Annotated in this window: 23 protein-coding genes and 1 pseudogene; 12 read left to right on the plus strand and 12 right to left on the minus strand. The window is 67.9% G+C overall.

Going from position 1 to position 23,673, the window contains the following annotated elements:
- The 3 genes and pseudogenes from AB0C34_RS25780 to AB0C34_RS25790 all read right to left on the minus strand — a co-directional run.
- A pseudogene (locus AB0C34_RS25780) lies at positions 1 to 360 on the minus strand (cytochrome P450); the annotation flags it as partial.
- Between the two features lie 276 nt (positions 361 to 636).
- Positions 637 to 921, minus strand: coding sequence for a GNAT family N-acetyltransferase (locus tag AB0C34_RS25785; RefSeq protein ID WP_357078028.1), 285 nt, complete (start codon positions 919 to 921; stop codon positions 637 to 639).
- A 46-nt stretch (positions 922 to 967) separates the two neighbouring features.
- Positions 968 to 2,326: an FAD-linked oxidase C-terminal domain-containing protein gene (locus AB0C34_RS25790; protein ID WP_357078031.1), complete on the minus strand. Its 1,359-nt coding sequence runs from the start codon at positions 2,324 to 2,326 to the stop codon at positions 968 to 970.
- Positions 2,327 to 2,617: 291 nt separating this feature from the next.
- On the opposite strand from AB0C34_RS25790, the gene AB0C34_RS25795 reads away from it, so the two are divergent.
- Positions 2,618 to 3,169: a GtrA family protein gene (locus tag AB0C34_RS25795; protein WP_357078034.1), complete on the plus strand. Its 552-nt coding sequence runs from the start codon at positions 2,618 to 2,620 to the stop codon at positions 3,167 to 3,169.
- A 57-nt stretch (positions 3,170 to 3,226) separates the two neighbouring features.
- Here the strand turns inward: AB0C34_RS25795 and AB0C34_RS25800 are convergent, their stop codons facing one another.
- Genes AB0C34_RS25800 through AB0C34_RS25810 form a run of 3 tightly spaced genes read right to left on the minus strand, consistent with a single transcriptional unit; the run spans position 3,227 to position 5,190 of the window.
- A complete protein-coding gene (locus tag AB0C34_RS25800; protein ID WP_357078036.1) occupies positions 3,227 to 3,880 on the minus strand; it encodes a Type 1 glutamine amidotransferase-like domain-containing protein in 654 nt (217 codons plus the stop codon).
- 6 nt (positions 3,881 to 3,886) lie between these two features.
- Positions 3,887 to 4,723 (minus strand): maleylpyruvate isomerase family mycothiol-dependent enzyme, encoded by an 837-nt coding sequence (locus AB0C34_RS25805; RefSeq protein ID WP_357078039.1) that lies wholly within the window; start codon positions 4,721 to 4,723, stop codon positions 3,887 to 3,889.
- Positions 4,720 to 5,190 carry an HIT domain-containing protein gene (locus AB0C34_RS25810; protein WP_357078042.1) on the minus strand — a complete coding sequence of 157 codons (471 nt, stop codon included), beginning with the start codon at positions 5,188 to 5,190 and terminating at the stop codon, positions 4,720 to 4,722. The genes AB0C34_RS25805 and AB0C34_RS25810 overlap by 4 nt, the downstream gene beginning before the upstream one ends.
- 402 nt (positions 5,191 to 5,592) lie before the next feature.
- On the opposite strand from AB0C34_RS25810, the gene AB0C34_RS25815 reads away from it, so the two are divergent.
- The 6 genes from AB0C34_RS25815 to AB0C34_RS25840 all read left to right on the plus strand — a co-directional run bounded on the left by AB0C34_RS25815 (position 5,593) and on the right by AB0C34_RS25840 (position 10,594).
- Positions 5,593 to 6,843 (plus strand): Re/Si-specific NAD(P)(+) transhydrogenase subunit alpha, encoded by a 1,251-nt coding sequence (locus AB0C34_RS25815; protein ID WP_357078045.1) that lies wholly within the window; start codon positions 5,593 to 5,595, stop codon positions 6,841 to 6,843.
- Positions 6,843 to 7,157, plus strand: a complete 315-nt coding sequence (locus tag AB0C34_RS25820; protein WP_357078048.1) for an NAD(P) transhydrogenase subunit alpha — start codon at positions 6,843 to 6,845, stop codon at positions 7,155 to 7,157. Before AB0C34_RS25815 ends, AB0C34_RS25820 begins: the two co-directional genes overlap by 1 nt.
- Positions 7,157 to 8,587, plus strand: a complete 1,431-nt coding sequence (locus tag AB0C34_RS25825; RefSeq protein ID WP_357078051.1) for an NAD(P)(+) transhydrogenase (Re/Si-specific) subunit beta — start codon at positions 7,157 to 7,159, stop codon at positions 8,585 to 8,587. The genes AB0C34_RS25820 and AB0C34_RS25825 overlap by 1 nt, the downstream gene beginning before the upstream one ends.
- Before the next feature lie 187 nt (positions 8,588 to 8,774).
- Positions 8,775 to 9,029 (plus strand): hypothetical protein, encoded by a 255-nt coding sequence (locus AB0C34_RS25830; protein ID WP_357078054.1) that lies wholly within the window; start codon positions 8,775 to 8,777, stop codon positions 9,027 to 9,029.
- 192 nt (positions 9,030 to 9,221) lie between these two features.
- On the plus strand, positions 9,222 to 10,175 hold the full coding sequence (locus AB0C34_RS25835) for an AraC family transcriptional regulator (RefSeq protein WP_357078057.1): 954 nt from the start codon (positions 9,222 to 9,224) through the stop codon (positions 10,173 to 10,175).
- Positions 10,176 to 10,201: 26 nt separating this feature from the next.
- Positions 10,202 to 10,594: a thioesterase family protein gene (locus tag AB0C34_RS25840; protein WP_357078319.1), complete on the plus strand. Its 393-nt coding sequence runs from the start codon at positions 10,202 to 10,204 to the stop codon at positions 10,592 to 10,594.
- Positions 10,595 to 10,642: 48 nt separating this feature from the next.
- On the opposite strand, the gene AB0C34_RS25845 is transcribed toward AB0C34_RS25840, so the two are convergent.
- From AB0C34_RS25845 to pdhA, 3 genes are read right to left on the minus strand one after another with little or no spacing between them, the layout of a single operon-like run.
- Positions 10,643 to 12,034, minus strand: a complete 1,392-nt coding sequence (locus AB0C34_RS25845; RefSeq protein ID WP_357078060.1) for a dihydrolipoamide acetyltransferase family protein — start codon at positions 12,032 to 12,034, stop codon at positions 10,643 to 10,645.
- 19 nt (positions 12,035 to 12,053) lie between these two features.
- On the minus strand, positions 12,054 to 13,037 hold the full coding sequence (locus AB0C34_RS25850) for an alpha-ketoacid dehydrogenase subunit beta (protein ID WP_357078063.1): 984 nt from the start codon (positions 13,035 to 13,037) through the stop codon (positions 12,054 to 12,056).
- Entirely contained in the window at positions 13,034 to 14,146 is a 1,113-nt protein-coding gene (gene pdhA, locus AB0C34_RS25855; protein WP_357078066.1) for a pyruvate dehydrogenase (acetyl-transferring) E1 component subunit alpha, read from the minus strand. The genes AB0C34_RS25850 and pdhA overlap by 4 nt, the downstream gene beginning before the upstream one ends.
- Before the next feature lie 147 nt (positions 14,147 to 14,293).
- Here pdhA and AB0C34_RS25860 point away from each other — a divergent pair, with 147 nt between their 5' ends.
- Both AB0C34_RS25860 and AB0C34_RS25865 read left to right on the plus strand, forming a co-directional pair.
- The gene (locus tag AB0C34_RS25860) at positions 14,294 to 14,785 is read left to right on the plus strand and encodes an Lrp/AsnC family transcriptional regulator (RefSeq protein ID WP_357078069.1); all 492 of its coding nucleotides are present in this window, start codon (positions 14,294 to 14,296) and stop codon (positions 14,783 to 14,785) included.
- A gap of 246 nt (positions 14,786 to 15,031) precedes the next feature.
- Positions 15,032 to 15,838 carry an SDR family oxidoreductase gene (locus AB0C34_RS25865; RefSeq protein ID WP_357078072.1) on the plus strand — a complete coding sequence of 269 codons (807 nt, stop codon included), beginning with the start codon at positions 15,032 to 15,034 and terminating at the stop codon, positions 15,836 to 15,838.
- Positions 15,839 to 15,888: 50 nt separating this feature from the next.
- Here the strand turns inward: AB0C34_RS25865 and AB0C34_RS25870 are convergent, their stop codons facing one another.
- Positions 15,889 to 17,115, minus strand: coding sequence for a benzoate/H(+) symporter BenE family transporter (locus AB0C34_RS25870; RefSeq protein ID WP_357078075.1), 1,227 nt, complete (start codon positions 17,113 to 17,115; stop codon positions 15,889 to 15,891).
- Positions 17,116 to 17,322: 207 nt separating this feature from the next.
- On the opposite strand from AB0C34_RS25870, the gene AB0C34_RS25875 reads away from it, so the two are divergent.
- Positions 17,323 to 18,129, plus strand: a complete 807-nt coding sequence (locus tag AB0C34_RS25875; protein ID WP_357078322.1) for a sulfurtransferase — start codon at positions 17,323 to 17,325, stop codon at positions 18,127 to 18,129.
- Positions 18,130 to 18,239: 110 nt separating this feature from the next.
- Here AB0C34_RS25875 and AB0C34_RS25880 read toward each other — a convergent pair whose 3' ends face one another.
- Complete coding sequence (locus tag AB0C34_RS25880; protein WP_357078078.1) at positions 18,240 to 18,602, minus strand: hypothetical protein; 363 nt, start codon at positions 18,600 to 18,602, stop codon at positions 18,240 to 18,242.
- A 160-nt stretch (positions 18,603 to 18,762) separates the two neighbouring features.
- Between AB0C34_RS25880 and AB0C34_RS25885 the strand changes: the two genes are divergently transcribed.
- Both AB0C34_RS25885 and AB0C34_RS25890 read left to right on the plus strand, forming a co-directional pair.
- Positions 18,763 to 21,633 carry a DEAD/DEAH box helicase gene (locus tag AB0C34_RS25885; protein ID WP_357078081.1) on the plus strand — a complete coding sequence of 957 codons (2,871 nt, stop codon included), beginning with the start codon at positions 18,763 to 18,765 and terminating at the stop codon, positions 21,631 to 21,633.
- Positions 21,630 to 22,397, plus strand: a complete 768-nt coding sequence (locus tag AB0C34_RS25890; protein ID WP_357078083.1) for an SWIM zinc finger family protein — start codon at positions 21,630 to 21,632, stop codon at positions 22,395 to 22,397. Before AB0C34_RS25885 ends, AB0C34_RS25890 begins: the two co-directional genes overlap by 4 nt.
- A gap of 281 nt (positions 22,398 to 22,678) precedes the next feature.
- On the opposite strand, the gene AB0C34_RS25895 is transcribed toward AB0C34_RS25890, so the two are convergent.
- A complete protein-coding gene (locus AB0C34_RS25895; RefSeq protein ID WP_357078086.1) occupies positions 22,679 to 23,629 on the minus strand; it encodes an EamA family transporter in 951 nt (316 codons plus the stop codon).
- Between the last annotated feature and the right edge of the window lie 44 nt (positions 23,630 to 23,673).

Here is a 23,673-nt window from a genome sequence, read left to right on the forward strand (position 1 = left end):
CGGCGGATCGGTCACCAACATCGACGGCGGTTCCGCCAGGTTGGGCAGTCCCGGATCCGTCTTGGTCATCACCCAGCGAATCGGCTTCGGCAGAGTTCGATGGTTCGGTGCGACCACGCTGAAGCGACGGTCTCGCAGAATGAGTCGGCACGCTTCGTGGTCGGTGGTCACATACACGCCCGACATCTTGGGCATTCGGCCCCGCTGCCGGATCTGCTCGATGTACGGCGACGAGCCGAGCAGGCCATCCTGACCGAAGGCGATCTGCCCGAGCGGATCGCCCAGGCGTGCCGACAATCGGAGATAGGACCGCGGCAGCCCATGCAGTAGCGCCCATCGAATCCATGTGCGAGTCAACATGGTCACCTCCCACCTCGGGGTCTCAACCAGGTTAAACGTCGCTGATGTCGGCACCGTTCAATTTTTTTCCGCTCGGACGGCTGAGTCAGGCCTGCGCCGAGCCGTCCGACGCCCCGAAATCAGGCAGCACCGCGGACCGAACCTGAGAGGTAAACGCAGATGGATGACTATTTCGGCATCAGGCACCAAATCGGCGACACGCGGGATACAAGGGCACACGGGCCTTCGCGTTCTGCACCCGAGCCCGGTGCGATCGTTACCTGTTCGAGAGCGCGGCTAGGCCACCAAATCGGCGTATTCGCGGTGTTCGGTGACGTACTTCTCGACGTACCAGCAGGTGGGGATGATCGAATAGCCCGCCTTGCGGGAGTCGGCGAGGGCGTATTCGACGACCTGGGCGGCCACGCCGCGGCCACGGAACTCGGGGAAGGTCATGGTGTGGTGGAAATCGCGAACCTTCGGGTCCTCGCGTTCGGCGTAGTCGGCATAGCCGGCGAGCGTGTCGTCGATGTAGATCTCGAAACGGGTGTCGGCCTCGTTGTGCTCGAGCCTGGTCGTCATGATCGAGTAGAACTCCTTGTCGGAAGGGAATGTTCCGTGTCGCCGGTCACAGGATCGCGCCGGGGTTGAGGATGCCGTTCGGGTCGAGTGCGTCCTTGATGCGTCGGGTCAAGGCCATGACGTCGGGGCCGAGTTGATCGGGCAGCCAGGCCTTCTTCAATCGCCCGACGCCGTGCTCGCCAGTGATGGTGCCACCGAGCGCGATGGTCAGGTCCATGATCTCGCCGAATGCACGATGCGCTCGCACGGTCATGTCCGCGTCGGACGGGTCGTGCACGATCAGCGGGTGGGTGTTGCCGTCGCCGGCGTGCGCGATCACCGACACCGTCACCGCGTGGCGTTCGGCGATCGCGGCGATGCCGGTCACCAGATCGCCGAGCCGGGGCAGCGGCACACCGACATCCTCGAGCAGTAGCGTGCCCAACTTCTCCACCGCGGGAATCGCGAAACGCCGCGCTGCGGTGAAGGCTTCGCCTTCCTCTGGGTCTTCGGTGTGGAATACCTCGGTCGCACCTGCCTTCTCACACGCCGCCACCATGATCTCGGCCTCGCGTCTGGCGAATTCGCCCGGCGCGTCCGAGCGTGCGACCAGTAATGCCGCGGCAGCCCGGTCCAATCCCATCCGCATCTCGTTCTCGACGGCATTGATCGACACCGTATCCATGAACTCGAGCATCGATGGCCGCAGTTCGCCGGTGATCGCCAAAATCGCCTCGGTGGCCGCGGTGAGCGTGCCGAAGGTGGCGACGACGGTGCTCTGCGTGGGCTGGGTGGGTAGCAGGCGCAAGGTCAACTCGGTGATGATGCCGAGGGTGCCTTCGCTGCCGACGAACAGCTTGGTCAGCGATAATCCCGCGGAATCCTTGAGGCGGGCCCCGCCCAGCCGCACAACGGTCCCGTCGGCGAGGACCACCTCCATACCGAGTACGTAATCGGTGGTCACGCCGTACTTCACGCAGCAAAGGCCGCCCGCGTTGGTCGCGGCGTTACCGCCGATGGAGCAGATCTCGAACGACGAGGGGTCCGGTGGATACCACAGTCCGTGGTCGGCAGCCGCTCGCTTGACCTCCGCGTTGAGCAGCCCTGGCTGTGCCACCGCGGTCCGGGTGACCGGATCCACCGTGATCGCGCGCATTCGCTCGGTGCTGAGCACGATTCCGCCGTCGACCGCGGTCGCGCCGCCGGACAGTCCGGACCCGGCGCCGCGCGGAACAACGGGTACTCGGTTCGCCGCGGCCCAGCGCACGGTGGCGGCGACGTCCGCGGTGCCGGTGGCGCGCACCACCGCGAACGGTGTGCCCGCGTCCGGGTCGCGTGCCCAATCCTGCCGGTAGCCCGCGAGCAGGTCGGGGTCGGTGAGCACCGCGCCGTCGGGCAGGCTGTCGATGAGGTCATGCAGGTCCACGACCTTCACGGTAGCCTTCCGCGCCCGATTTTCGACGAGGCTGTTCGCCTCCGCGTGTGGCGTGTGGCGCGTGGCCGGCCGGGCACACCTCATGGGATTCGCCGTCATTCGCCTCGATGGTGTGGCCGGCCGTCGAGTGTGTTCTTGGTGAACGCCGATGACGGGCGAGCCAGCGCGGTGGCGGATCGGGGTCACGCTGTGGGGTGCGCGCCGCCGGGCGTGGATCGGCTCAGCACCGTCCGGTCTCCGGCCGCTCATCTGACGGACACCTGGCACTGGCACGCTGGCCGCGTGGACGAGCCGCGAAGCATCGACCCGATCGCTGATCGGTTCGCTCGCTGGTGCGAGACAGTCGTGGCGCACCTGCCCTTCGGGCTGCGTCGTCTCGTTCCCCCGACCTTCCTGGGCTTCGCGCTGATCAACAGCGGCACCTTCGGCGTCGATCTGGCGCTGCTCACCCTCTTTCGTGGCGGGTGCGGGCTGCCGATCTGGCTCGCGGTGACCATGGCGTACGTGTGCGCGTTCACCGTGAGTTTCGTGCTGAACCGCATCCTCAACTTCCACTCGCACGCCCCGGTCGGCCGGCAGGCCGCGAAGTACCTGGTGGTCATCGCGATCAACTACTTCGCGTTCCTTCTAGGCGTCGGGGGCGGGCTGGCCGCGCTCGGCGTGGAGTACCACCTGTCCAGACTGCTGGCGGGAGCCTGCGAGGCCGTCTTCCTCTACAGCGCGCTGCGCTGGGTGGTCTTCCGTGGTCGCGTGGCCGAGCGGGAGCCGGAATTCACACCGGACGCGACGTGCGGTTCCAGCCCCGGAATCGCCGGTCCGGTGACGCACGATTGATCGCGGTGTCGCCCGCCGAGCGCTACCGCGATGACAGCGTCCGTGATCTGCTGGAGTTCACCGCGACACCGGACCGATCAACTCCTCGATGTGCGTGCCGTCGACGACGATCGCGTCGTCGTCGGTGAGTGCCCAGTGATCGATGCCCTCGGCCCGGTACCGTGCGGCCAGCCGATTGCCCACACCGGCCGGATCGGTCGCGGAGTCGATGTGCGGCACGATCCGCTGCTGGACCAGACCGATTCCGTCCCAACGTGGTTCGATGCCGCAGGTGGGCTCGACCTCGGCGGGATCGTCAACTGCGTCGAGGCCGCGCAGATCGGGTGTGAGGACGCACGCGCCAGCGCTGTATCCCGCATAGACCAGCGCATCATCGGCGAGCAGCCTCGCCAACGCCAGATCCGCTCCGCTGCGTGCGAATTGGGCGCGCAACACGAAGGTGTTCCCGCCGCGTACCCAGACGAGTGGGTATTCGGTCAGTCGGCGTTCCAGATCCGCAGTGCGGCCGACATAGTCGCGCAGGTCGAGTTCCTCGGGGGTGTAGCCGAGTGTGCGCAGCGGCACCAGATCGCTGGTGATGGCCGAAGCCCGCATCGCAGGCCAGGCGTCGCAGGCGTTGCCGATCACCGCGACACGGCTCGGCGCGCCCGCGAGCGCGACCAGCCGGTCGTAGTGCGCCCCGAAACGGTAGCTGGACAGAAACAGTCGCATCTGTGTTCAGATCGTGAAGGCCAGATGACGGGTCAGTCGCCGCCCGAGTTCGACGTCACCATCGATGGTGATCTTGTCGAGGTGCTCCTCGATGGTGGTCCGCCCGCAGCCGAGCCGGACGAAGAGTCCGGAGGTCATGCTGATTTCGACCGTGGCGGGTTCGTCGAACGAATCCACGTAGCTCGCCCGTCCCGTCACCTGGATGTGCAGTGCCCTGGCCAGCGGACCGGTCAGCGCGAATGTGATCCGCGCGCCGTCCGGCGCTTCGCCCTTCTTGACCACTACGCGCGGGATGCTGCTCGCGAATTCGGCGAAGGCCAAGTCGCCGCGCGGGCCGCCCTCCTCGACCTGGAGGTCGAGTGCGTCGGCGATGTCGAGTTCGTGCATCCAGCAGTCGAACAGTCGTACCCGCATGAACCGGCCGTAGCTCACCTGACCGATCGGGGACACGGTTTCCTTGTTCCATTCGGTGTCGTCCATCGCGGCGAGCGCGGTACGCCTGCGGTCGATGACGTCACGGTAGAGTTCGGCCAGCCGGGCGCCGGGCAGCGGGCGCAGCCGGTCCACCCAGATCTCGTTCAGCACCGCGGTGTCGTTGCGGACATGCGCGAGTGCGCGCACGTCGGCTTTGGCCCTGGTCGGGTCGTGGGCGGGCGGGCGTTCGCCGAGCAGCCACGATTCGGTGCCGATGATGTGGGCGACGATGTCGAACACGGTCCAGCCGGGCAGCGGCGACGGCGTGCGCCAGCGCTGCTCGTCGAGTCCGGCGATCAGCGTTTCGATCGCGTCCCACTGCTGTGTCAGCAGGTCGATTTGCTCGGTCCGGTCCAGCGCCTCGATCATTCGTCGGCTCCTTCGTGCGGGCCTGCGCCCGGGTTGTCCTCGTTGTCCAGTGCGGCGATTCCGCCTCGGATGGCGGCGGCGGTGGCGATGGGGTCGTGCGGGCGCCGCAGCAGGAATCCCAGGGCGACGCGCAGTGTGTCGCGGTGTCTGCGGGGGATCACGTGCAGGTGAACGTGCGGGACGGTTTGGAAGGCCGCGGTGCCGTCGTTGAGTACCAGATTGGCGCCGTCGGCCGCGAGGCTGCTGCGCTGGATGGCCAGGGCGAGTCGATGTCCGGCCCGGAAGACATGTGCGCCCAGTTCGGCGTCGAGATCCGCCAGCGCGGCGGCGTGCCGCTTGGGGATCACCAGCGTGTGCCCGCGGACGATGGGTCGGATGTCGAGGAACGCGCACAGCGCGTCGTCCTCGTAGACCTTCACCGCCGGGGCATCGCCTGCCGCGATCCGGCAGAAGACGCAGTCGTTCACATGCTGGACCCTACGGCCGCTGTGCAGAACGGAACACCCCGGGCGCGTGATCAGGCATGACGCCGGTCACTGGCAGATGCCGCGCCCGCTGGTCCGACCTGCGTGAACCTCCGACGCGGCGGCGGAACTTCTGCGTTCGGCCTTGTCGCGTTCAGCTGTGGCGACCATCATCGGAACCGTGTGGGACGAACAAACCACAGCTCAGGAGGCCGCGACACGGTCCGCGACAACTCGGGGCGCCCGCCGTATCCGGACAATTCGGCTGCCGGGCGTGACGGGCATCTCGGCTACGCTCACCGCGAGCCGGTACAGTGGCGAGGATTGGGAGAACTTACTCTGAAGTAATATCGCCTGGCCGGCTACCCGCTGCCTGAAGTTCAGCACGAGAAGGAAGTCTGACAAGTGGAGACAACGCAGAGCGTGGGCGATCCGTCGTCGCGTGGCCCGCGTGTCGGAGTCGTTCGCGAGTCCAACGCGGGCGAACGACGTGTCGCATTGGTGCCGAAGATCATTCCGAGCCTGGTGAAGCAGGGCGTCGAGGTGGTTGTGGAGTCCGGAGCCGGACAGGGTGCGCTGATCCCGGACAGCGCCTACGTCGAGGCGGGCGCGACGATCGGTGATCCGTGGTCGGCCGAAGTGGTGGTGAAGGTGGCCGCGCCGACTGACGGCGAGGTGGCGAAACTGTCGTCCGGGCAGACCTTGATCGGGTTCCTCGCGCCGCGCAACGCGGACAACCAGATCGGTGCGCTGAAATCCGCCGGGGTGCGGGCCTTCGCGGTGGAGGCGATCCCGCGTATCTCGCGTGCGCAGGTGATGGACGCGCTGTCCTCGCAGGCCAATGTGGCCGGGTACAAGGCCGTGTTGCTGGCCGCCTCCGAGTCGACGCGGTTCTTTCCGATGCTCACCACCGCGGCGGGCACGGTGAAGCCGGCCACCGTGCTGGTGCTCGGTGTGGGTGTCGCTGGTCTACAGGCGTTGGCCACGGCCAAGCGACTCGGCGGGCGGACCACCGGATACGACGTGCGTCCCGAGGTCGCTGATCAGGTGCGTTCGGTGGGTGCGCAGTGGCTGGATCTCGGCATCGATGCCGCGGGTGAGGGCGGGTATGCCCGCGAACTCACCGAGGAGGAGAAGGCCCAGCAGCAGCAGGCGCTAGAGGACGCGATCAAAGGCTTCGACGTGGTGATCACCACCGCGCTGGTGCCCGGTCGTCCCGCGCCGCGCCTGGTGACGGCCGCGGCGGTGGAGGGTATGCGGCCCGGCAGCGTGATCGTCGACCTGGCCGGGGAGACCGGCGGCAACTGTGAACTCACCGAGCCGGGCGAGACCGTAATTCGCCACGAGGTGACGATCGCGTCGCCACTGAATCTGCCCGCCACCATGCCCGAGCACGCCAGCGAGCTCTACTCGAAGAACATCGCCGCACTGCTGGAGCTGATGCTGGTCGACGGCAAACTCGCGCCCGACTTCAGCGATCAAGTGCTCGCCGACTCCTGCGTCACCCGTGAGCGAGGCTTGCCGAGTGAACCGGCGGACACCGCGCGAGGCTTGCCGAGTGAACCGGCGGACACCGCGCGAGGCTTGCCGAGTGAACCGGCGGACACCGCGCGAGGCTTGCCGAGTGAACCGGCCGACACCGAGGGAGAAGCCTGATGTACACCGAACTGCTGGCGAACATCGCGATCCTGGTGCTATCCGGATTCGTCGGGTTCGCTGTGATCTCGAAGGTGCCCAACACCTTGCACACCCCGCTGATGTCGGGCACCAATGCCATTCACGGCATCGTCGTGCTCGGCGCGCTGGTGACGTTCGGCAACGTGCAAAACCCGTCGATTCTGACGCAGATCATCCTGTTCGTCGCCGTCGTATTCGGGACCCTGAACGTCATCGGTGGTTTCGTGGTCACCGACCGCATGCTCGGCATGTTCAAAACCAAGAAGCACACTGCCGAGAAGGTCGAGAACTGATGCGTACCTTCGACAATGTGACCTATCTGGTCAACGGTCTCTACATTGTGGCCTTCGGCATGTTCATCTATGGACTGATGGGCCTGACCGGTCCGAAGACCGCCGTGCGCGGCAATCTGATCGCCGCCGCGGGCATGGTGGTCGCGGTGTTCGCGACGCTGATTTCGATCCGGCACACCGGCAACTGGATCCTGATCATCGCGGGCTTGGTCGTCGGTATCGCTTTGGGTATCCCGCCTGCGAAGTTCACCAAGATGACCGCGATGCCGCAGCTGGTGGCCGCATTCAACGGCGTCGGTGGTGGCACCGTCGCGTTGATCGCCTGGTCGGAATTTCTCAACAGTGCGGGCTTTTCGCACTTCGAGGAAGAGCCGACCGTGCACATCGTGATCGGTTCGCTCTTCGCCGCGATCATCGGCTCGGTGTCGTTCTGGGGTTCGCTGATCGCGTTCGGCAAGTTGCAGGAGATCCTGCCCGGTCGCCCGATCGGTCTCGGCAAACTACAGCAACCGTTGAACCTGCTACTGCTGCTGGGAGCCATCGCCGCGGCCGTGGTTATCGGGATCGGCGCGACCGGTGACGGCGTGTCCCAGCTGTGGATGATCGCGGTGCTCGCCTTGGCCGGTGTGCTGGGCCTGATGGTCGTGCTTCCGATCGGTGGCGCCGACATGCCCGTGGTGATCTCGCTACTCAACGCGCTGACCGGGTTGTCGGCCGCGGCTGCCGGTCTGGCGTTGAACAATACCGCCATGATCGTGGCGGGGATGATCGTCGGCGCGTCCGGCACCATCCTGACCAACCTGATGGCCAAGGCGATGAACCGGTCCATTCCCGCGATCGTGGCGGGTGGGTTCGGTGGTGGCGGCGCGGCTCCCGGTGTGAGCGGTGGTGAGCAGAAGCAGGCCAAGGCGACCACGGCGGCGGACGCCGCGATCCAGATGGCGTACGCCAATCAGGTCATCGTGGTACCCGGCTACGGCATGGCCGTCGCCCAGGCGCAGCACGCGGTCAAAGAAATGGCCACACTGCTCGAGGCCAAGGGCGTCGAGGTCAAATACGCCATCCATCCGGTCGCGGGCCGGATGCCGGGTCACATGAACGTGCTGCTGGCCGAGGCCGAGGTCTCCTACGACGCGCTCAAGGAAATGGACGACATCAACGGCGAATTCTCCCGTACCGATGTCGCCCTGGTGATCGGCGCCAACGACGTCACCAATCCGGCCGCCAGGGAAGACGCCAGCAGCCCTATCTACGGAATGCCGGTGCTCAACGTCGACCAGGCCAGGAGCGTCATCGTGCTCAAACGCTCGATGAACTCCGGCTTCGCCGGTATCGACAACCCGCTGTTCTACGCCGACCACACCTCGATGCTCTTCGGTGACGCCAAGAAGTCCGTCAGCGCGGTCACCGAGGAACTGAAAGCGTTGTAACGTCACCCGCTTCGCAGTGACGTCCCGCCCACCGATCGGTGGGCGGGACATCACTGCGTGCTTGCGGGTATTTCGAGCCGAGCCCGAGAATCGTGACCGACTCGGTGCATCCCGGTGCCCGGCTACCGAACCGGCCGGTGAGCGGACCGCGCCAGATGTCGATAGTGCCGGCATCCGCCGTCAGAAGTTGGTTGAGTTTCCCAGCGTCGACTTCGCGACGCGCGTGCGCACCCAGATGGCGAACAAGAAACCGTTCGACGCGAACACCCTCGACACCGCCGCCCGCGCGGCGCGTGTCGACCTATCCACCGTCGGGCTCAACGCCGAGCGACGGGATGGTGTGCTCGGCCCACCCACGGAACCGGTCCGGAGCCGGTCCAGGGCAACGTTGGCCTGGTGCAGCTACGTCGCGCTCGCCGTTGAGCGCCGTGTCCGCGGGTAGGGCTTACTTTTCCCATAACAACGCATCGACTGGTGCGGACATTCCAGATTTCGGCAGTAGCCGTCTCGGTCGCGCAGTCGGTGACATCTGTGGTTCCCGGCCGAGTGGCTCGAGGACACCGTCGGTGGTCTCGGCGCGACGTCACAGTGTGCAGCGGACCATGATCATCCGCCGTCGTCTACTGTTTGGCGCGTGGATGCGCTTGCCAGCCTGCTCGAAGGTCCCCGGGCCCGCGGCGCGTTCCTGATGTGTTCGCTGCTGAATCCGCCATGGTCGTTGCGTATCCAGGACGAGGCGCCGCTGACGGTGCTGTCGATGATTCGCGGCGGTGCGTGGATTCGCACCGGTACCGGCGCGCCTCGGCAGCTGAACGCGGGCGATGTCGCGATCTTTCGCGGGCCGGATCCGTACACCGTGGCCGACGACCCGACCACCGAACCGCAGATCGTCATCCATCCCGGCCAGGTGACGAAGACGCCGGACGGCGAAATACTGTGTGAAACACTCAGTCTCGGTGTTCGGCAGTGGGGAACCGATCCCCGTGGCGCGAGCATGATGATCACCGGGACCTACGAGTCCGCGGGCGCGGCCAGCCAGCGGCTGCTGCGCGCGCTACCGCCGGTCATCGTGTTGCGGCGCGGAGATTTCGACACCAGGGTGCTCGATATCCTGGTCGTCGAGGCGACCAGGGATGAACCCGCTCAGGGGGCGGTACTGGACAGGCTGCTCGATCTGGTGCTGATCGCGGCGCTGCGTACCTGGTTCGCCCGCAACGATGCGCCGGCCTGGTACCACGCCTACGGCGACCCGCTGGTCGGCAAGGCGCTACGACTGTTGCAGCACAATCCGGCGCACGGGTGGACGGTAGCGGGCTTGGCCGCCGCGGTCGGGGTGTCGCGGGCCGCATTGGCTCGCCGATTCACTGATCTGGTCGGTGAACCGCCGATGGCATTCCTCACCGAATGGCGCTTGGCGCTGGCCGCCGATCTGCTACACGAGTCCGACGCCACCATCGAGACCATCGCGCGCAAGGTCGGCTATGGCAGCGCCTTCGCGCTGAGCGCGGCGTTCAAACGCCACTTCGGCGTCTCCCCGCGCGACCACCGCCAGAGCGCCGGGGCCGCCGAGCTATCGTCAGCCAGGTGACGCAGCAGTATCCGGTGCTCTGGCCGATGCCGACCCGGTGGGCCGACAACGACCACTACGGCCACGTGAACAACGTGACGTACTACTCGTACTTCGACACCGCGGTCAACGCGTGGCTGATGCATGCCACCGGCACCGACATCCGTGCGCTGTCCGCGCTCGGCGTGGTCGCGCAGACCTCCTGCCAGTATCTCGGCTCGATCAGCTTCCCCGACCAGTTGCGGGTCGGCTTGCGCATCGCCCGACTCGGCCGCGCCAGCATCACCTACGATCTGGCGATCTTCCGCGAGGCCGATGGTGCGCTGGAACTGGTCGCCACCGGCACGTTCGTGCACGTCTACGTGGACGCCGAGACCCGCAAACCGGTTGAGATCCCGGAGGTCATCCGCGCCGCCGCGGTTGCACTGGTCACGGAGTGAACCCGCCACGGTGCGCGGTCCGTCGAAACCGGCGGGGCGTCGCGGCAGTCAGACCCGGCTGAGCAGGGTGAGCGGGTCTTCCAACAGCCCGGCGGTGGTGGCGAGGAAGCGGCCGGCCAGTTCACCGTCGATCGCCCGGTGGTCGAAGCTGACGCCGAGGGTGGTCACCCAGCGGACCGCGAGTTCGTCCCGGAAGACCCAGGGCCGTTTGCGGATCGAGCCGAGGCACAGGATCGCCGCCTCGCCGGGATTGACCAGCGGCATCCCGGCGTCCACGCCGAACACCCCGACGTTGGTGAGGGTGAATGTGCCCCCGCGCAGGTCGGTGGGCGCGGCGGTGCCTGCTCGGGCGATGTCGGCCAGCCAACTGATCTCGCGAGTGAGGTCACGCAGGCTCAGGGTCTGCGCCTCTTTGACGTTCGGTACGAGCAGTCCACGGTCGGTGGCCACCGCGATGCCCAGGTTCACGTAGTGCTTGGTGGCGATCTCCTGATTCGCTTCGTCCCAGAAGCTGTTCATGCCGGGGAACTCGGCGAGGGCGGCCAACACCGCCTTGGCTACCAACGGCAGCGGCGTGAGGGTCAGGCCCGAGAAGGATCTGGTGCTGCGCAGGTGGTCGAGCAGCTCCATCGACGCGGTGCAGTCGAGGGTGACGAAGGCGCCGGCCTGCGGGATGGTGCGGGCGCTCGCCGACATGGCGGCAGCGATGCGCTTGCGGATCCCGCCGATCGGGGTGCGGATCTCGCGCGCGGTCGCCCGGACGGCACCGGTGTCCGGGCCGGTGACGGCGGGTGGTGCGGGCTGCTCGAGCTGTCGCGGCTGGGAGACGGGCACGGCGCCGCGGACGTCGTCGACGGTGACCGCGCCACCCGGACCCGACCCCGCGACGAACCATAGGTCGATGCCGAGTTCGCGCGCCAGCTTCCGTGCGGCGGGGGTGGCCGCCGCCCGAGTCGTCTCGATTCTGGGGCGTTGCACTGTGTGGTCCAGCTCGTCCGAGGGGCCAAGGGCGGGTGCGGGGGTGTCGTCGCCGTGGGATTCGCCCGGGCGCGAAACATCCTGTGTGGCGACGGCCCGCCCGCGCCGCTGGGATGCCGCCTCCCCGCTGGGGCCGTAGCCCACCAAGACCGAGGTGCGCCCGGCCTCGTCGGTGGTGCTGGCGTCTGGCCCGGCCTGTTCCAACTCCACCCGGATCAGGGGCGCGCCGACCAGGACGGTATCGCCCGGCTGCGCCAGCAACTCGGCTACCCGGCCCGCGAACGGGCACGGCAGCGACACCACCGCTTTTGCCGTCTCCACCTCCGCGATGGTTTGGTTCAGTTCCACCGTGTCGCCGACGACCACGGCCCAGGACACCAACTCGGCGTCGGTGAGACCTTCCCCGAGATCCGGCAGCGTGAATTCCACTACGGTCCCCGGGGCGTCCTGGCGATCTTCCACGTGGGCACCTTTCCCAGCATCAGGCGGCGAGCGAACGGTCGACCGCGGCGAGAATGCGGTCGGGGTCGGGCAGGTGATGCTTCTCGAGCTTAGCTGGGGGATAAGGGATGTCGAAGCCGCCGACGCGCAGGACCGGCGCCTCCAAGTGGTAGAAACAGCGCTCGGTGATCCGCGCCGCGATCTCGGCGCCGAGTCCGGCGAACACCGGCGCCTCGTGCGTGACGATCAGCCGTCCGGTCTTGGCGACCGACTCCTCGATCGTGTCGAAATCCATCGGCGACAGGCTGCGCAGGTCGATCACCTCGAGCGAATGCCCCTCCTGCGCGGCGATTCTCGCTGCCGACAGCGCGGTGGCCACGGTGCCGCCATAGGCCGCGACGGTCACGTCGGTACCGATGGCGCATACTCTGGCGCGGTCCAGCGGCAGCGCTTCGCCGCGGTCGAGTGCGCCGAAGTCGACGTCGTCCTTGTCCCAGTACCGGCGCTTCGGCTCGAAGAAGATCACCGGATCGTCCAGCGCGATCGCCTGGCGAATCATCGAATACGCGTCCGCTGGGTTGCTCGGGGTCGCCACGCGCAGCCCCGCGGTGTGCGCGAAATAGGCCTCGGGTGACTCGGAGTGGTGCTCTACCGACCCGATGCCGCCGCCGAAGGGGATGCGAATCGTGATGGGAGCGTGCACTTTTCCCCGGGTGCGGTAGTGGATCTTGGCCACATGCGACACGATCTGGTCGAACGCCGGATAGACGAAACCGTCGAACTGGATCTCGCACACGGGTCGGTAGCCGCGCAGCGCCATGCCGAACGCCGTCCCGACAATGCCGGACTCGGCCAGCGGGGTGTCCACGACGCGGTTGTCACCGAAGTCCTTTTGCAGTGTGTCGGTGACGCGGAACACTCCGCCGAGGCGGCCGATGTCCTCGCCCATCAGCACGACCTTCGGGTCGTCCTCCAGCGCGCGGCGTAACCCGGTGTTCAGCGCGGCGGCGAAGGTGGTGATCATGACGGGACTCCTTCCGGTGGCGCGGAGATTTCGCCCGGATCGCCGGTCAGGTACTCCGTGTACTCCTTTCGCTCGTCGGCGATAAGCGGATGAGCGGTGGCGTAGACGTGGTCGAACAGCTCCGCGGGTGTGGGGTCGGGCAGGTCGATGGTCGCCGTGCGCACTTGGCCGGCGACCGCGTCGGCGTGCTCGGTGACCCGGCGCTCGAACGCGTCGTCCCAGTGGCCCTCGCGCTCCAGCAGCCTGCGGACCCGGTCGATCGGATCACGTCGCGCCCACTGTTCGGTTTCGGCGGCCGAGCGGTAGCGGGTGGGATCGTCCGCGGTGGTGTGCGGGCCCATCCGGTAGGTGATGGCCTCGATGAACGAGGGGCCGCCGCCGGAGCGCGCCCTGGTCACCGCTTGCCTGGTCACGGCGAGCACGGCGAGCAGATCGTTGCCATCGACCTGCACACCGGGCATGCCGTAGCCGTAGGCGCGCCGCGCGATCGGGGTCGCACTCTGCACGCGCACCGGGGCGCTGATCGCCCAATGGTTGTTTTGGCAGAAGAACACCACCGACGCGCTCCAGCTCGCGGCGAAGCCGAGCGCCTCGGCGATGTCGCCCTCACTGCTGGCGCCGTCGCCGAAATAGGCGATGGTCGCGAGCTCGGCGCCGTCCAGGTGCGCGGCGAAGGCGTAGCCCGTCGCGTGCAGGCCTTGGGAGCCGACGACGATGTTCGGGTTGGTCATGTTCACCGCGTCCGGATCCCAGCAGGAATGCGCGACGCCGCGCCACAGCCGGGTGAGATCGGTGGGACGCACGCCGCGGCAGTAGGCGACGGCGGCCTCGCGGTAGCTGCAGAACACGTAGTCGTCGGGATGCAGCGCACGCGCCGAACCGACCTGGGCGGCCTCCTGCCCGCGCAGCGGCGCCCACAGGCCGAGTTGGCCCTGCCGCTGGAGCGCGGTGGCCTCGGTGTCGATCCGCCGGGTGACCACCATGTCTTCGTACATCCCGCGCAGTTGTTCGGGGCCGACGTCGGCGACCAGCGCCGCGTGCTCGGGATCCAGCACGCGGCGACCGTCTGGTTGCACCAACTGCACCGGGTAGTCGGGCTTGCCTGGCATGGTTACCGCCTCCTCACCACTGATGCTGCAGGCGTCGGCGTGCTCTACCTCACAGCATCCCCCGGACTGCGAACTGCGCAAGCGGTCAATACTCGAATGAGCAGAATGCTCAATTCCGACCCGAGCAGCGATGTCATACTGCGTTGTATGACCAGAGAAAGCGTCGACGTGACGCTGGACGCCACCGACGCCAGGCTGTTGCTGGAACTGGTCGCCAATCCCAGGGCGACGGGTGTCGAACTCGCCGCGCGGCTGGGGTTGTCTCGCAATACGGTGCAGGCCAGGTTGTCGCGCTGGGAGGCCGGCGGGGTACTCGGGAATTTCGAGCGCCGGGTGCGGCCGCGCGCCCTTGGCTATCCGCTGTCGGCATTCGTGGCGGTCGTCGTCGACCAGCATCAATTGGATGCGGTGGTGAACGAACTCGCCGAGGTGCCCGAGGTGACCGAGGTGTGCGGGATGACCGGGCTCACCGATCTCACCGTGCGGGTGGTCGCGCGGGACGCCGACGACCTGTATCGGATCGCCGGGCAGATCCTGAAGATCCCCGGTGTGGAGCGGACCAACATGGCGCTGGTGATGCGCGAACTGGTCGGGCCGCGCACGGCTCCGTTGCTGCATCGGCTGGCGAATTCCAGCTGAACGTACCGGTGACCCAGGGCGATCGAGGTTCTAGAAGCCAGCCGTCCGGCAGTCGCCGGCGCACCCGGTGCTGGTCGATCGGGGCCCCGCCTGGACCACCCACTAGGACGACTGATCGGCGAGCTGCTTGCTGGTGAACGGGCGACCTCCCGTCGCGCCGACCGCTGCGATCGCGCACCCGTGGCAGTCCGATGTGGTCGGCCAGTTCACGGCGGTCCGACGATGACACCCCGCTAGGGTGCGGGAATGGAGATTTCGGGGAAAGTCGCGATCGTCACGGGGGCCGGTGCGGGGATCGGCGCGGCGCTGGCGCGTCGGCTAGTCGCCGGTGGGGCGCGCGTGGTGCTCGGCGATCTCGACGTCGGTGCGGTCACGGGTGTTGCCGAATCGCTCGGGCCGGCCGCGGTCGCGGTCGGTGGCGATGTGGCCGACGAGCGGGTGATCCGCGAACTGATCGAGCGTGCCGAGGCCGAATTCGGCCCGGTGGACCTCTATTTCGCGAACGCGGGCATCGGCGGCGGCGTCGGTCTGACCAGCACCGATCAGCAGTGGCTGGCCACGCTCGAGGTCAACGTCATGGCCCATGTCCGCGCGGCGCGGCTGTTGGTGCCCGGCTGGACGGAACGCGCGAGCGGCTACTTCGTCGCCACCGCCTCGGCAGCGGGTCTGCTCACCCAGATCGGCTCGGCGCCGTACGCGGTGTCCAAGCACGCGGCCGTCGGTTTCGCCGAATGGCTCTCGGTCACCTACGGCGATCAGGGAGTGCGCGTGAGTTGCGTCTGCCCCATGGGGGTGGATACGCAGCTGTTGCGCACCGGATTCGCTCCCCGCGAGGACGCGGCGGAAGCCGAACTCGCGGTGAAGGCAGTGACCACCGCGGGCTCGGTATTGTCCCCGCAGGAAGTCGCCGAGGTCGTGCTGGCCGGCATCGCCGACGAGCACTTCCTGATTCTCCCGCACCCCGAGGTGCTGAAGATGTACCGCCACAAAGGCTCGGACTACGACCGCTGGATCGACGGCATGCGCCGCTTCCAAGCCGCCTTGCCTGGCTAACCGCACCGCGCCCGGGGCGGTGTGCCCTGAGACGCCCCGGGACCAAGAGTTCAGACGGTCTGACGCAGTACCTTGCGCACCACCAGACCGGCGAGCAGAGCCCAGAAGGCGGCGCCGATTCCGGCGAAACCGACGCTGGACGCTGCGATCGCGAAGGTGACGACGCTCGCTTCCCGGTGCTCGGCGGAGCGCAGGGCACCGCTGAGCGCCGCGCCGAGGGTGGCCAGCAGAGCGAGGCCGGCGACGGTTTCCAGGGTGCCTGCCGGAGCGGTCGCGACCAGTGTGACGAGGGCGGCTGAGCCCAGTGCGAGCAGCAGATAGGTGACGCCGACCGTGAATGCCGCGATCCAGCGCCGCTTCGGGTCCGGATGCGCGGCGGGCGCGGCCGAGAGCGCGGCGCTGATCGCCGCGAGGTTGATGGTGTGCCCGCCCGCCGGTGCGCCCAGGAGGGTGCCGAGTCCGGTGACGGTCATCGCGGCGCGCCAGGGCACCTGGTAGTCGAACGACTTCAGCACGGCGGTGCCTGGGATGTTCTGCGACGCCATGGTGACGATGTACAGCGGGAACGCGACGCCGAGCATCGTCTGCCAATTCCAGTGCGGCAGTGTCAGTTCCACTGCGGGGACCATGGCGCCGACGTTCAGCGGCCGGTGCTGCACCACGATACTGATGCCCGCGCCGACCGCCGCGGTGACGAACGCCGCGATCACGGCCCAGCGTGCGGCATACCGCTGTAGCGCGAGCCAGACGAGGATCACCGGCACCACCACCGCCGGACTGGTCTGCACCGCCCGCACCGGCGCTAGGCACAGCGGCAGCAACACGCCGGCCAGCATGGCTTGCGCGATCTCCACCGGGATCGCCGCGACGAGGTCGCCGAGCCGCTGCCACAGCCCGGTGATCACGATCAACACGCCGGTGAGCAGGAAGGCGCCGATCGCCGCGGGCCACCCACCCGCCACGGCGCCGGTGCTCGCGAGCAGTGCCGCGCCCGGCGTGGACCAGGCCAGCGTGATCGGCATCCGATACCGGTAACTGAGCAGCATCATGCCGATCGCCTGGGTGGCGCACAGCGCGAGCAGTCCCGACGCGGCCTGCCTCGCGTCTGCCCCGACCGCGGTCAGCCCGGTCAACACCACCGCGAACGAGCTGGTGAATCCCACCAGAGCCGCGACCGCCCCGGCGCTGATCGGCTGGACCAACCCGACCCTCGGCGCGGCGGGTTGGGGTCCGCTCGCGGTGGTGGCGGGGGCTCGAGTCGCGGAAACGTTCGACATCCGCCGGATATTGCCCTGGTCACACGGTTGTGTCGCCAGCCAGTGCCGGGAAACTGGCCCTACTTACGTCGTCGCGATCCGGGTGTCGTGACGTGGTGCCCGATGGTACATCGAAGTACCGCGACATCGCCGTGTTCGGATGCGTAGGGTGAGGGCGTCGGTGCGCGAACACGCGATTCGGGATGAGGAGCTGAGTTGAACGCGGTACTGATCTCACCGGAGAAGCTTCGGGAAGTGTTGGCGGACAAGCGATTTCGTCTGCTGGATGTCCGCTGGGCGCTGGGCGATCCGGATGGCCCGCAACACTACCTCGCCGGCCACATTCCCGGCGCGGTGTTCGTCGATCTGGAAACCGAGCTTTCCGCGCCGCCGTCACCCGCGCGCGGCAGGCACCCGCTGCCGGACGTCACCCAACTGGAGAAATGCGCGCGCAGCTGGGGCGTGTGCGCCGATGATCCGGTGGTGGTCTACGACGCCACCGGCGGCATGGCCGCCGCCCGCGCCTGGTGGTTGCTGCGCTGGGCGGGTATCGCCGATGTGCGCATCCTCGACGGTGGGCTGCCCGGGTGGGTCGGTGCGGGCGGCACGATCGCGACCGGCGCCGAACCGGACCCTCGACCGGGCGATGTCGAATTGAGCCCCGGTCATCTGCCGGTGATCGACGCGGACGCCGCTGCTCGCTGGGACGGGGTGCTGCTCGACGCCAGGGCGGGCGAGCGCTTCCGCGGTGAGGTGGAGCCGATCGATCCGCGCGCCGGACATATCCCTGGTGCGCTCAGCGCTCCGACCGCCGAAAACCTCGACGACGCGGGACGGTTCCGCGGCGTGGCAGAGTTGCGTGACCGCTTTGCCGGATACGGGTCGGGGCCGGTCGCGGTGTATTGCGGGTCTGGAGTGACTGCCGCGCACCAGATCGCGGCGCTGGCCACAGTGGGCATCGAGGCCGCCCTGTATCCCGGTTCGTGGTCACAGTGGTCGAACGACCCGAAGCGGCCGGTCGCTTCCGGCAACTGATCCGGCCAGCGTTCGGCCGGCGGTCCTCGCGTTGTCGGTGACGAACATCAACTCGGTGCATCTCGCCGGCGGCCGACACGCGGAAGACCCGAGAACGGGAGCGGCCGATCTCACAACCAGGCGCGGGCCAAAAGGTCGTCGTCGGCGACCTCGCTCGTGCGAGGTGGGAACCGGGTGGCCGAGATCGAGCCGGTGTTCTGTCCGTCGTGCCCGATCACCCATGAGCCGCCGCGCTCCTCGCACTCGGCGATCTTGGCGAAGGTGGTGAGCAGGAACGTGATCGCTTCACGCGGATCGATGGTTCGAGCCAGACGCTGGGATTCACCGGGCCGCGAGAGGTCCAGCCACACACCGGACTGCCCGTCGAGGCGCATGCCGACGATCTTGTCGGCGTGTACGAAGGTGAATTTGCGCCGCTCCCACGGGGTCGTCGGCGTGAAGCTCTGCTCGAGTACCTGGAGCAGAATCGTCATGCTGCTTCCTCCCGCTTCCGTTGACACCAAGCTAGGACTGCCACCAAGCTAGGACTTCGTCTGCGATGACCAGCGGATATTCCAGTATGTTCCGCGAACGCCCAGAAATCCAGGAAGACGGCCCGGTCACCGTGTCGGACGCGTTTGATTGGATGGGCGCATGCTGCACGGTCTGTGGTCGCCGGGCTCCGGATTGCTGTTGTGGCCCGATTCACCGGTCACGGCGCTGCCCGACCCGCTGGGCGCCGTGCTGCGTGCATCGAAGTTCCGACACACGGCCGACGTACTGATCACCGGACCGCGGGGAACCGCGACCGAGCGGGTACGGGCACATGCTCTGGCGCCGGCCGCGGCCGCCGTGGCGCTACGGCAGCGGCTGCCGACCGAGGTGGTGTCGGGAGACCTGCGCTTCCTCGCGCACGTCGCGCGGGGTGTCGAACGCTGGGTGCGCGCCGGGCGCGTCGTACCGGAACTACGGAGAGAGGACGGGCAGTGGTGGGCGCGCTGGCGGTTGGTCGGCGGCGAAAGGCAGCGTGCCTGGCTGGCCGAACTGGCCGTGGCCATGCCGCAGGCGCTGCGTGTGGCCGGCCGCCCCGCCGCGCTGCTCGAAGACATGGTCACCGAACTCACCGACCCGATCGCGCGAGCGCTGATCGATCTGCCCGATTCGGCGCATCCGTTGCTGGCCGCCCTGTCCGCCGACGTTCCCGTGGAGGGCGGCAGCTACCAGTTGGCCGAGGTGCTGGAACGGTGGCGGGCCAGTCTGACCGGTGACGAACCGGACCTGGTACTACGACTGCTCGAACCGGACGGCGAACTCGGCGCCGTCGACGAGTCGGTGGCGCTCTGGCGACTGGAGGTGTGCCTGCGCATCGATGGTGCGGCACCCGAATCCGTTCTGCTGCACGGTGATCCGAACCTGGTCCGGATCGCGGTGGAGAAGCTCGGTGAGGCGCAGCGAGCCTATCCGCGGCTGCGTGATCTGCCAAGCGATCCGCGCAGCATGGATCTGCTGCTACCGACCGAGGTGGTCGCGGACTTGGTCGCGCACGGCGCGCACGCGCTGCACGCCGCGGGTGTCCGGCTGCTGCTCCCACGCGCGTGGAGCATCGCGGAACCGTCCATGCGGCTGCGGGTGGACAGCGCGGTGCCCGCTGCCGAGAGCACCGTCGGGATGCGTGGCCTCGTCTCCTACCGCTGGGAACTCGCACTCGGCGACACGGTGCTGACCACCGCCGAGATGGAACGACTCGTGCGGAGCAAATCCGATCTGGTCCAGTTGCGTGGCGAATGGGTGCAGGCCGACCACAAGGTGCTCGCCGCGGCGGCCCGCTATGTCGCCGCGCACACCGACGATTCCCCGGTCACCTTCGCCGACATGCTCGGCGAGATCGCGGGCGGGCGCGTGGAACAGGTGCCGATCGCGGAAGTCACCGCCTCGGGCTGGGCCGCGGACCTGCTCGACCATACCCGCGAGCCGGAGCCGGTCGCCCCGCCGATCGGATTGAAGGCCGATCTGCGGCCTTACCAGGCACGCGGCCTGGCCTGGCTGGCCACCATGAGCCGGATGGGTCTCGGCGCGATCCTGGCCGACGACATGGGTCTCGGCAAGACCGTTCAGGTGCTCGCCCTGTTGCTGCACGAACGGGAGGCGCGGTCGGATTCCGATGGCGTCGTGGCCGCGGAAGATGCGACGCGCGGTGGTCGATGCGCGCCAGGTGGTGCGGCGGGCGAGCAGGCGGGTCCGACGTTGCTGGTGTGTCCCATGTCGGTGGTCGGCAACTGGCAACGCGAGGCGGAGCGGTTCGCGCCTGATCTGCGGGTGTGGGTGCACCACGGTGCGGGACGGCGGATGGGCGTCGCACTCGATGAGACGGTCGCCGCCGCCGATCTGGTGATCACGACCTACGCGCTGCTCGCCCGCGACGTCGACGAGTTCGGCAGGCAACAGTGGGCGCGGATCGTCCTGGACGAGGCACAACACATCAAGAACGCGGGAACGCGCCAGGCGCGGGCGGCGCGGGCGGTGCCCGCGCGGCACCGGCTGGCGCTCACCGGGACTCCGGTGGAGAATCGGCTGGAAGAGCTGCGCTCGATCATGGATTTCGCGATGCCCAAGGTGCTCGGCAGCCCGCAGTCGTTTCGAGCGCGTTTCGCGGTGCCCATCGAGCGCGAGCGCGACCAGAACGCGATCAGTCGTCTGCGCTGGCTCACCCAGCCGTTCGTGCTGCGCCGGGTGAAGACCGATCCGGCGGTGATCAGCGATCTGCCGGAGAAGCTGGAGATGACGGTGCGGGCCAACCTCACCGTCGAGCAGGCCGCGCTCTATCAGGCGGTCGTCGACGACATGCTGACCAAACTCAGGGATGCGAAGGGAATGGCCCGCAAAGGCGCCGTCCTCGCCGCGCTCACCAGACTCAAACAGGTGTGCAACCATCCGGCGCATTTCCTCGGCGACGGTTCGGGAGTGCTGCACCGCGGCGCGCACCGCTCCGGCAAACTCGCTCTCGTCGAGGACGTACTGGACGCGGTACTCGCCGATGGTGAGAAAGCGTTGCTGTTCACTCAATTTCGTGAGTTCGGTGCGTTCATCGCGCCCTATCTGGCCGAGCGGTTCGGCACCGAGATCCCGTTCCTGCATGGCGGCGTGCCGAAGAAGAAGCGCGACGGCATGGTCACCCGGTTCCAGCAGGCGGATGGTCCGCCGCTGATGCTGCTGTCGCTGAAGGCCGGTGGTACCGGCCTCAACCTCACCGCCGCCAACCATGTCGTCCATCTGGACCGCTGGTGGAATCCCGCGGTGGAGAACCAGGCCACCGATCGCGCCTATCGGATCGGGCAACAGCGCAACGTCCAGGTGCGCAAGTTGGTCTGCGTCGACACCATCGAGGAGCGGATCGACGAAATGATCACTGGCAAGCGGCAACTCGCCGATCTGGCCGTGGGTGTGGGGGAGAATTGGATCACCGAGCTGAGCACCGCCGAACTGCGTGACCTGTTCGCCCTCGGCGCTGCGGCGGTGGGCGAATGAGTCCGTTCATCGATTACAGCGAGTACGGCAAGAAACTGCCGGTGCGCGGCGGGGTCGAAGCGCGCAGTCGTCGGGGCGCGTTCGGGCGCTCCTGGTGGGGCAAGGCTCTGATCGAATCGGTGGAGCAGATGGCAGAGCCGGGGCGGTTGGCGCGCGGCCGCAATTACGCGCGCTCCGGCCAAGTGGTCAGCTATCACATCGAGCCCGGTGCCGTGACCGCGGAAGTGCAAGGTAGCCAACCACGCCCGTTCACCGCGGTGTTCACCGTCCGTCCACTGCGCGAAGACGAGCTGGAGTTGATCATCGAGACCATCCGGTCGTCGCCGGGCATGCTCGCCGAGATCGCGTCGGGCGCGCTGCCGACCGGTCTCGGACCGTTGCTGTTGCCGACGACAGCGGCGGAACTGGACTTCAGCTGCACCTGCCCGGACCCGGGCTGGCCGTGTAAGCATGTCGCCGCAGTCTGCTATCTGCTTGCTGAGCGGCTGGACGAACGTCCGCGCGAGATCCTCACTCTGCGCGGCCTCGACCTGGACATGCTGATCGGTGGTATCGAGCGCGACGAGCAGTCCGCCGATTCCGCTGACCCGTACGGCGACCAGGCCGTTCTGCCTGACCTACCGAAAGTCGAATTCTGCCCGGCCCCAGAGGATTTGGATCCGATGCTATTGCGTAAAGCGTTGCGGATGACCGCTGCCGACGAGTCGACCGCCGCAGCGGGCCACCGCGCACTCACCGCGGCCTATCGCCTGTTCGACCGCTGAGCGGATTGGTTGGCACTCGGCATCGGGGCTGTCGGCTGCCACCGGACTTTCGGGGCGGGATCGAGTCCGGCAAAGCATTGGGGACCGGGACTTCCCGATGCCGAGTACCGTTCTCATTCTCACGCAGCGGAAACCGGCACGGAACTGCCCGAAGGTTGCCCAGCCGCTGCCCTTACGCCGAACTTCGGGCAGTGCCCAAGCAGACGGCGTGGCGGCCGCGGTGGGCGTGAATCTGGCGGAACGCTGTCTCAGCAGGTCCGTCGCATAACTCGAATATGGTGCTAGGTATTGTGTTTCAGCGAGCCGGGGGCCGGGGTCAGTTGCACCAGCACCGCGCCGGTGAGCAGTATCGCCGCCCCGGCCAGTTGCGTCGGCCCGATCGCCTGGCCGAGCAGCAGCCAGGCCAGCACAGCGGCGACCAGCGGTTCGACAAGGGCCAGCACGCTGGCTAGGACCGCGGGTAGATCCCGCAGCGCCCGCAGCCCCGTCAGATAAGGCAGCACGGTGCCGGCCACCGCCAGCACCAGCAGCACCAGCCACACAGGAGCCCGCAGACCGCCCAGTACCGCAGCGTTAGTGAGCAGGCCCGCAGGCAGCGTCCATGGCGGGACGACCGCCGCCACCATCACCGCGCCGATCGCCAGCCCCGCCGCGGTCAGCCCAAACGAGTCGTGCCTGCCCACACCGTGTTCGCCGAGCAGGAAGTACCCTGCCGAGCAGATCGCCGCACCGAGCCCGGCGGCAACGCCGAGTCGGTCCAGCCCGGCGCCCTGCCACATCTGCGTGACCAGAGCCGATCCGCCCAAGGCCATCCCGATACCCACCCATGCCGGTCCGGGCAGCCGGGTGCCCCGCACCACCCGCACCCATAACGCGACCAGCGCGGGCGCCACGTTGACCAGCACCATCGCCACCCCGACCGGAACCCGGGCTACGGCCACGAAGAACAACAGTTGCACCCCGGCGACGCCGAGCAGACCGTAAGCGAACAGCAGCCAAAGGTCGGCGCGGCCGAATCGCAGGGCCTGCGGCCGCAGCACCGCAACTACCGGCACCAGCAGTACTGCGGCCGACACGATCCGCACCGAGGTCACCGCAGCCGGAGACCAGCCCGCAGCCATCACTGCTGCGGCCAGCGGGCCGGAACTTGCGAACAGCACCCATGAGACCAAACTCAGCCCGGTCGCCCGGGCCTGACCCGGTGCCCGCGTAGCCTTCTCCGAAACAGCCACGCCCGGCAGTGTGCCTGAGCGATCACCGCCCTGACCACAGAATT

The organism is Nocardia sp. NPDC049220 (assembly GCF_040647855.1).
Lineage (GTDB): Bacteria > Actinomycetota > Actinomycetes > Mycobacteriales > Mycobacteriaceae > Nocardia.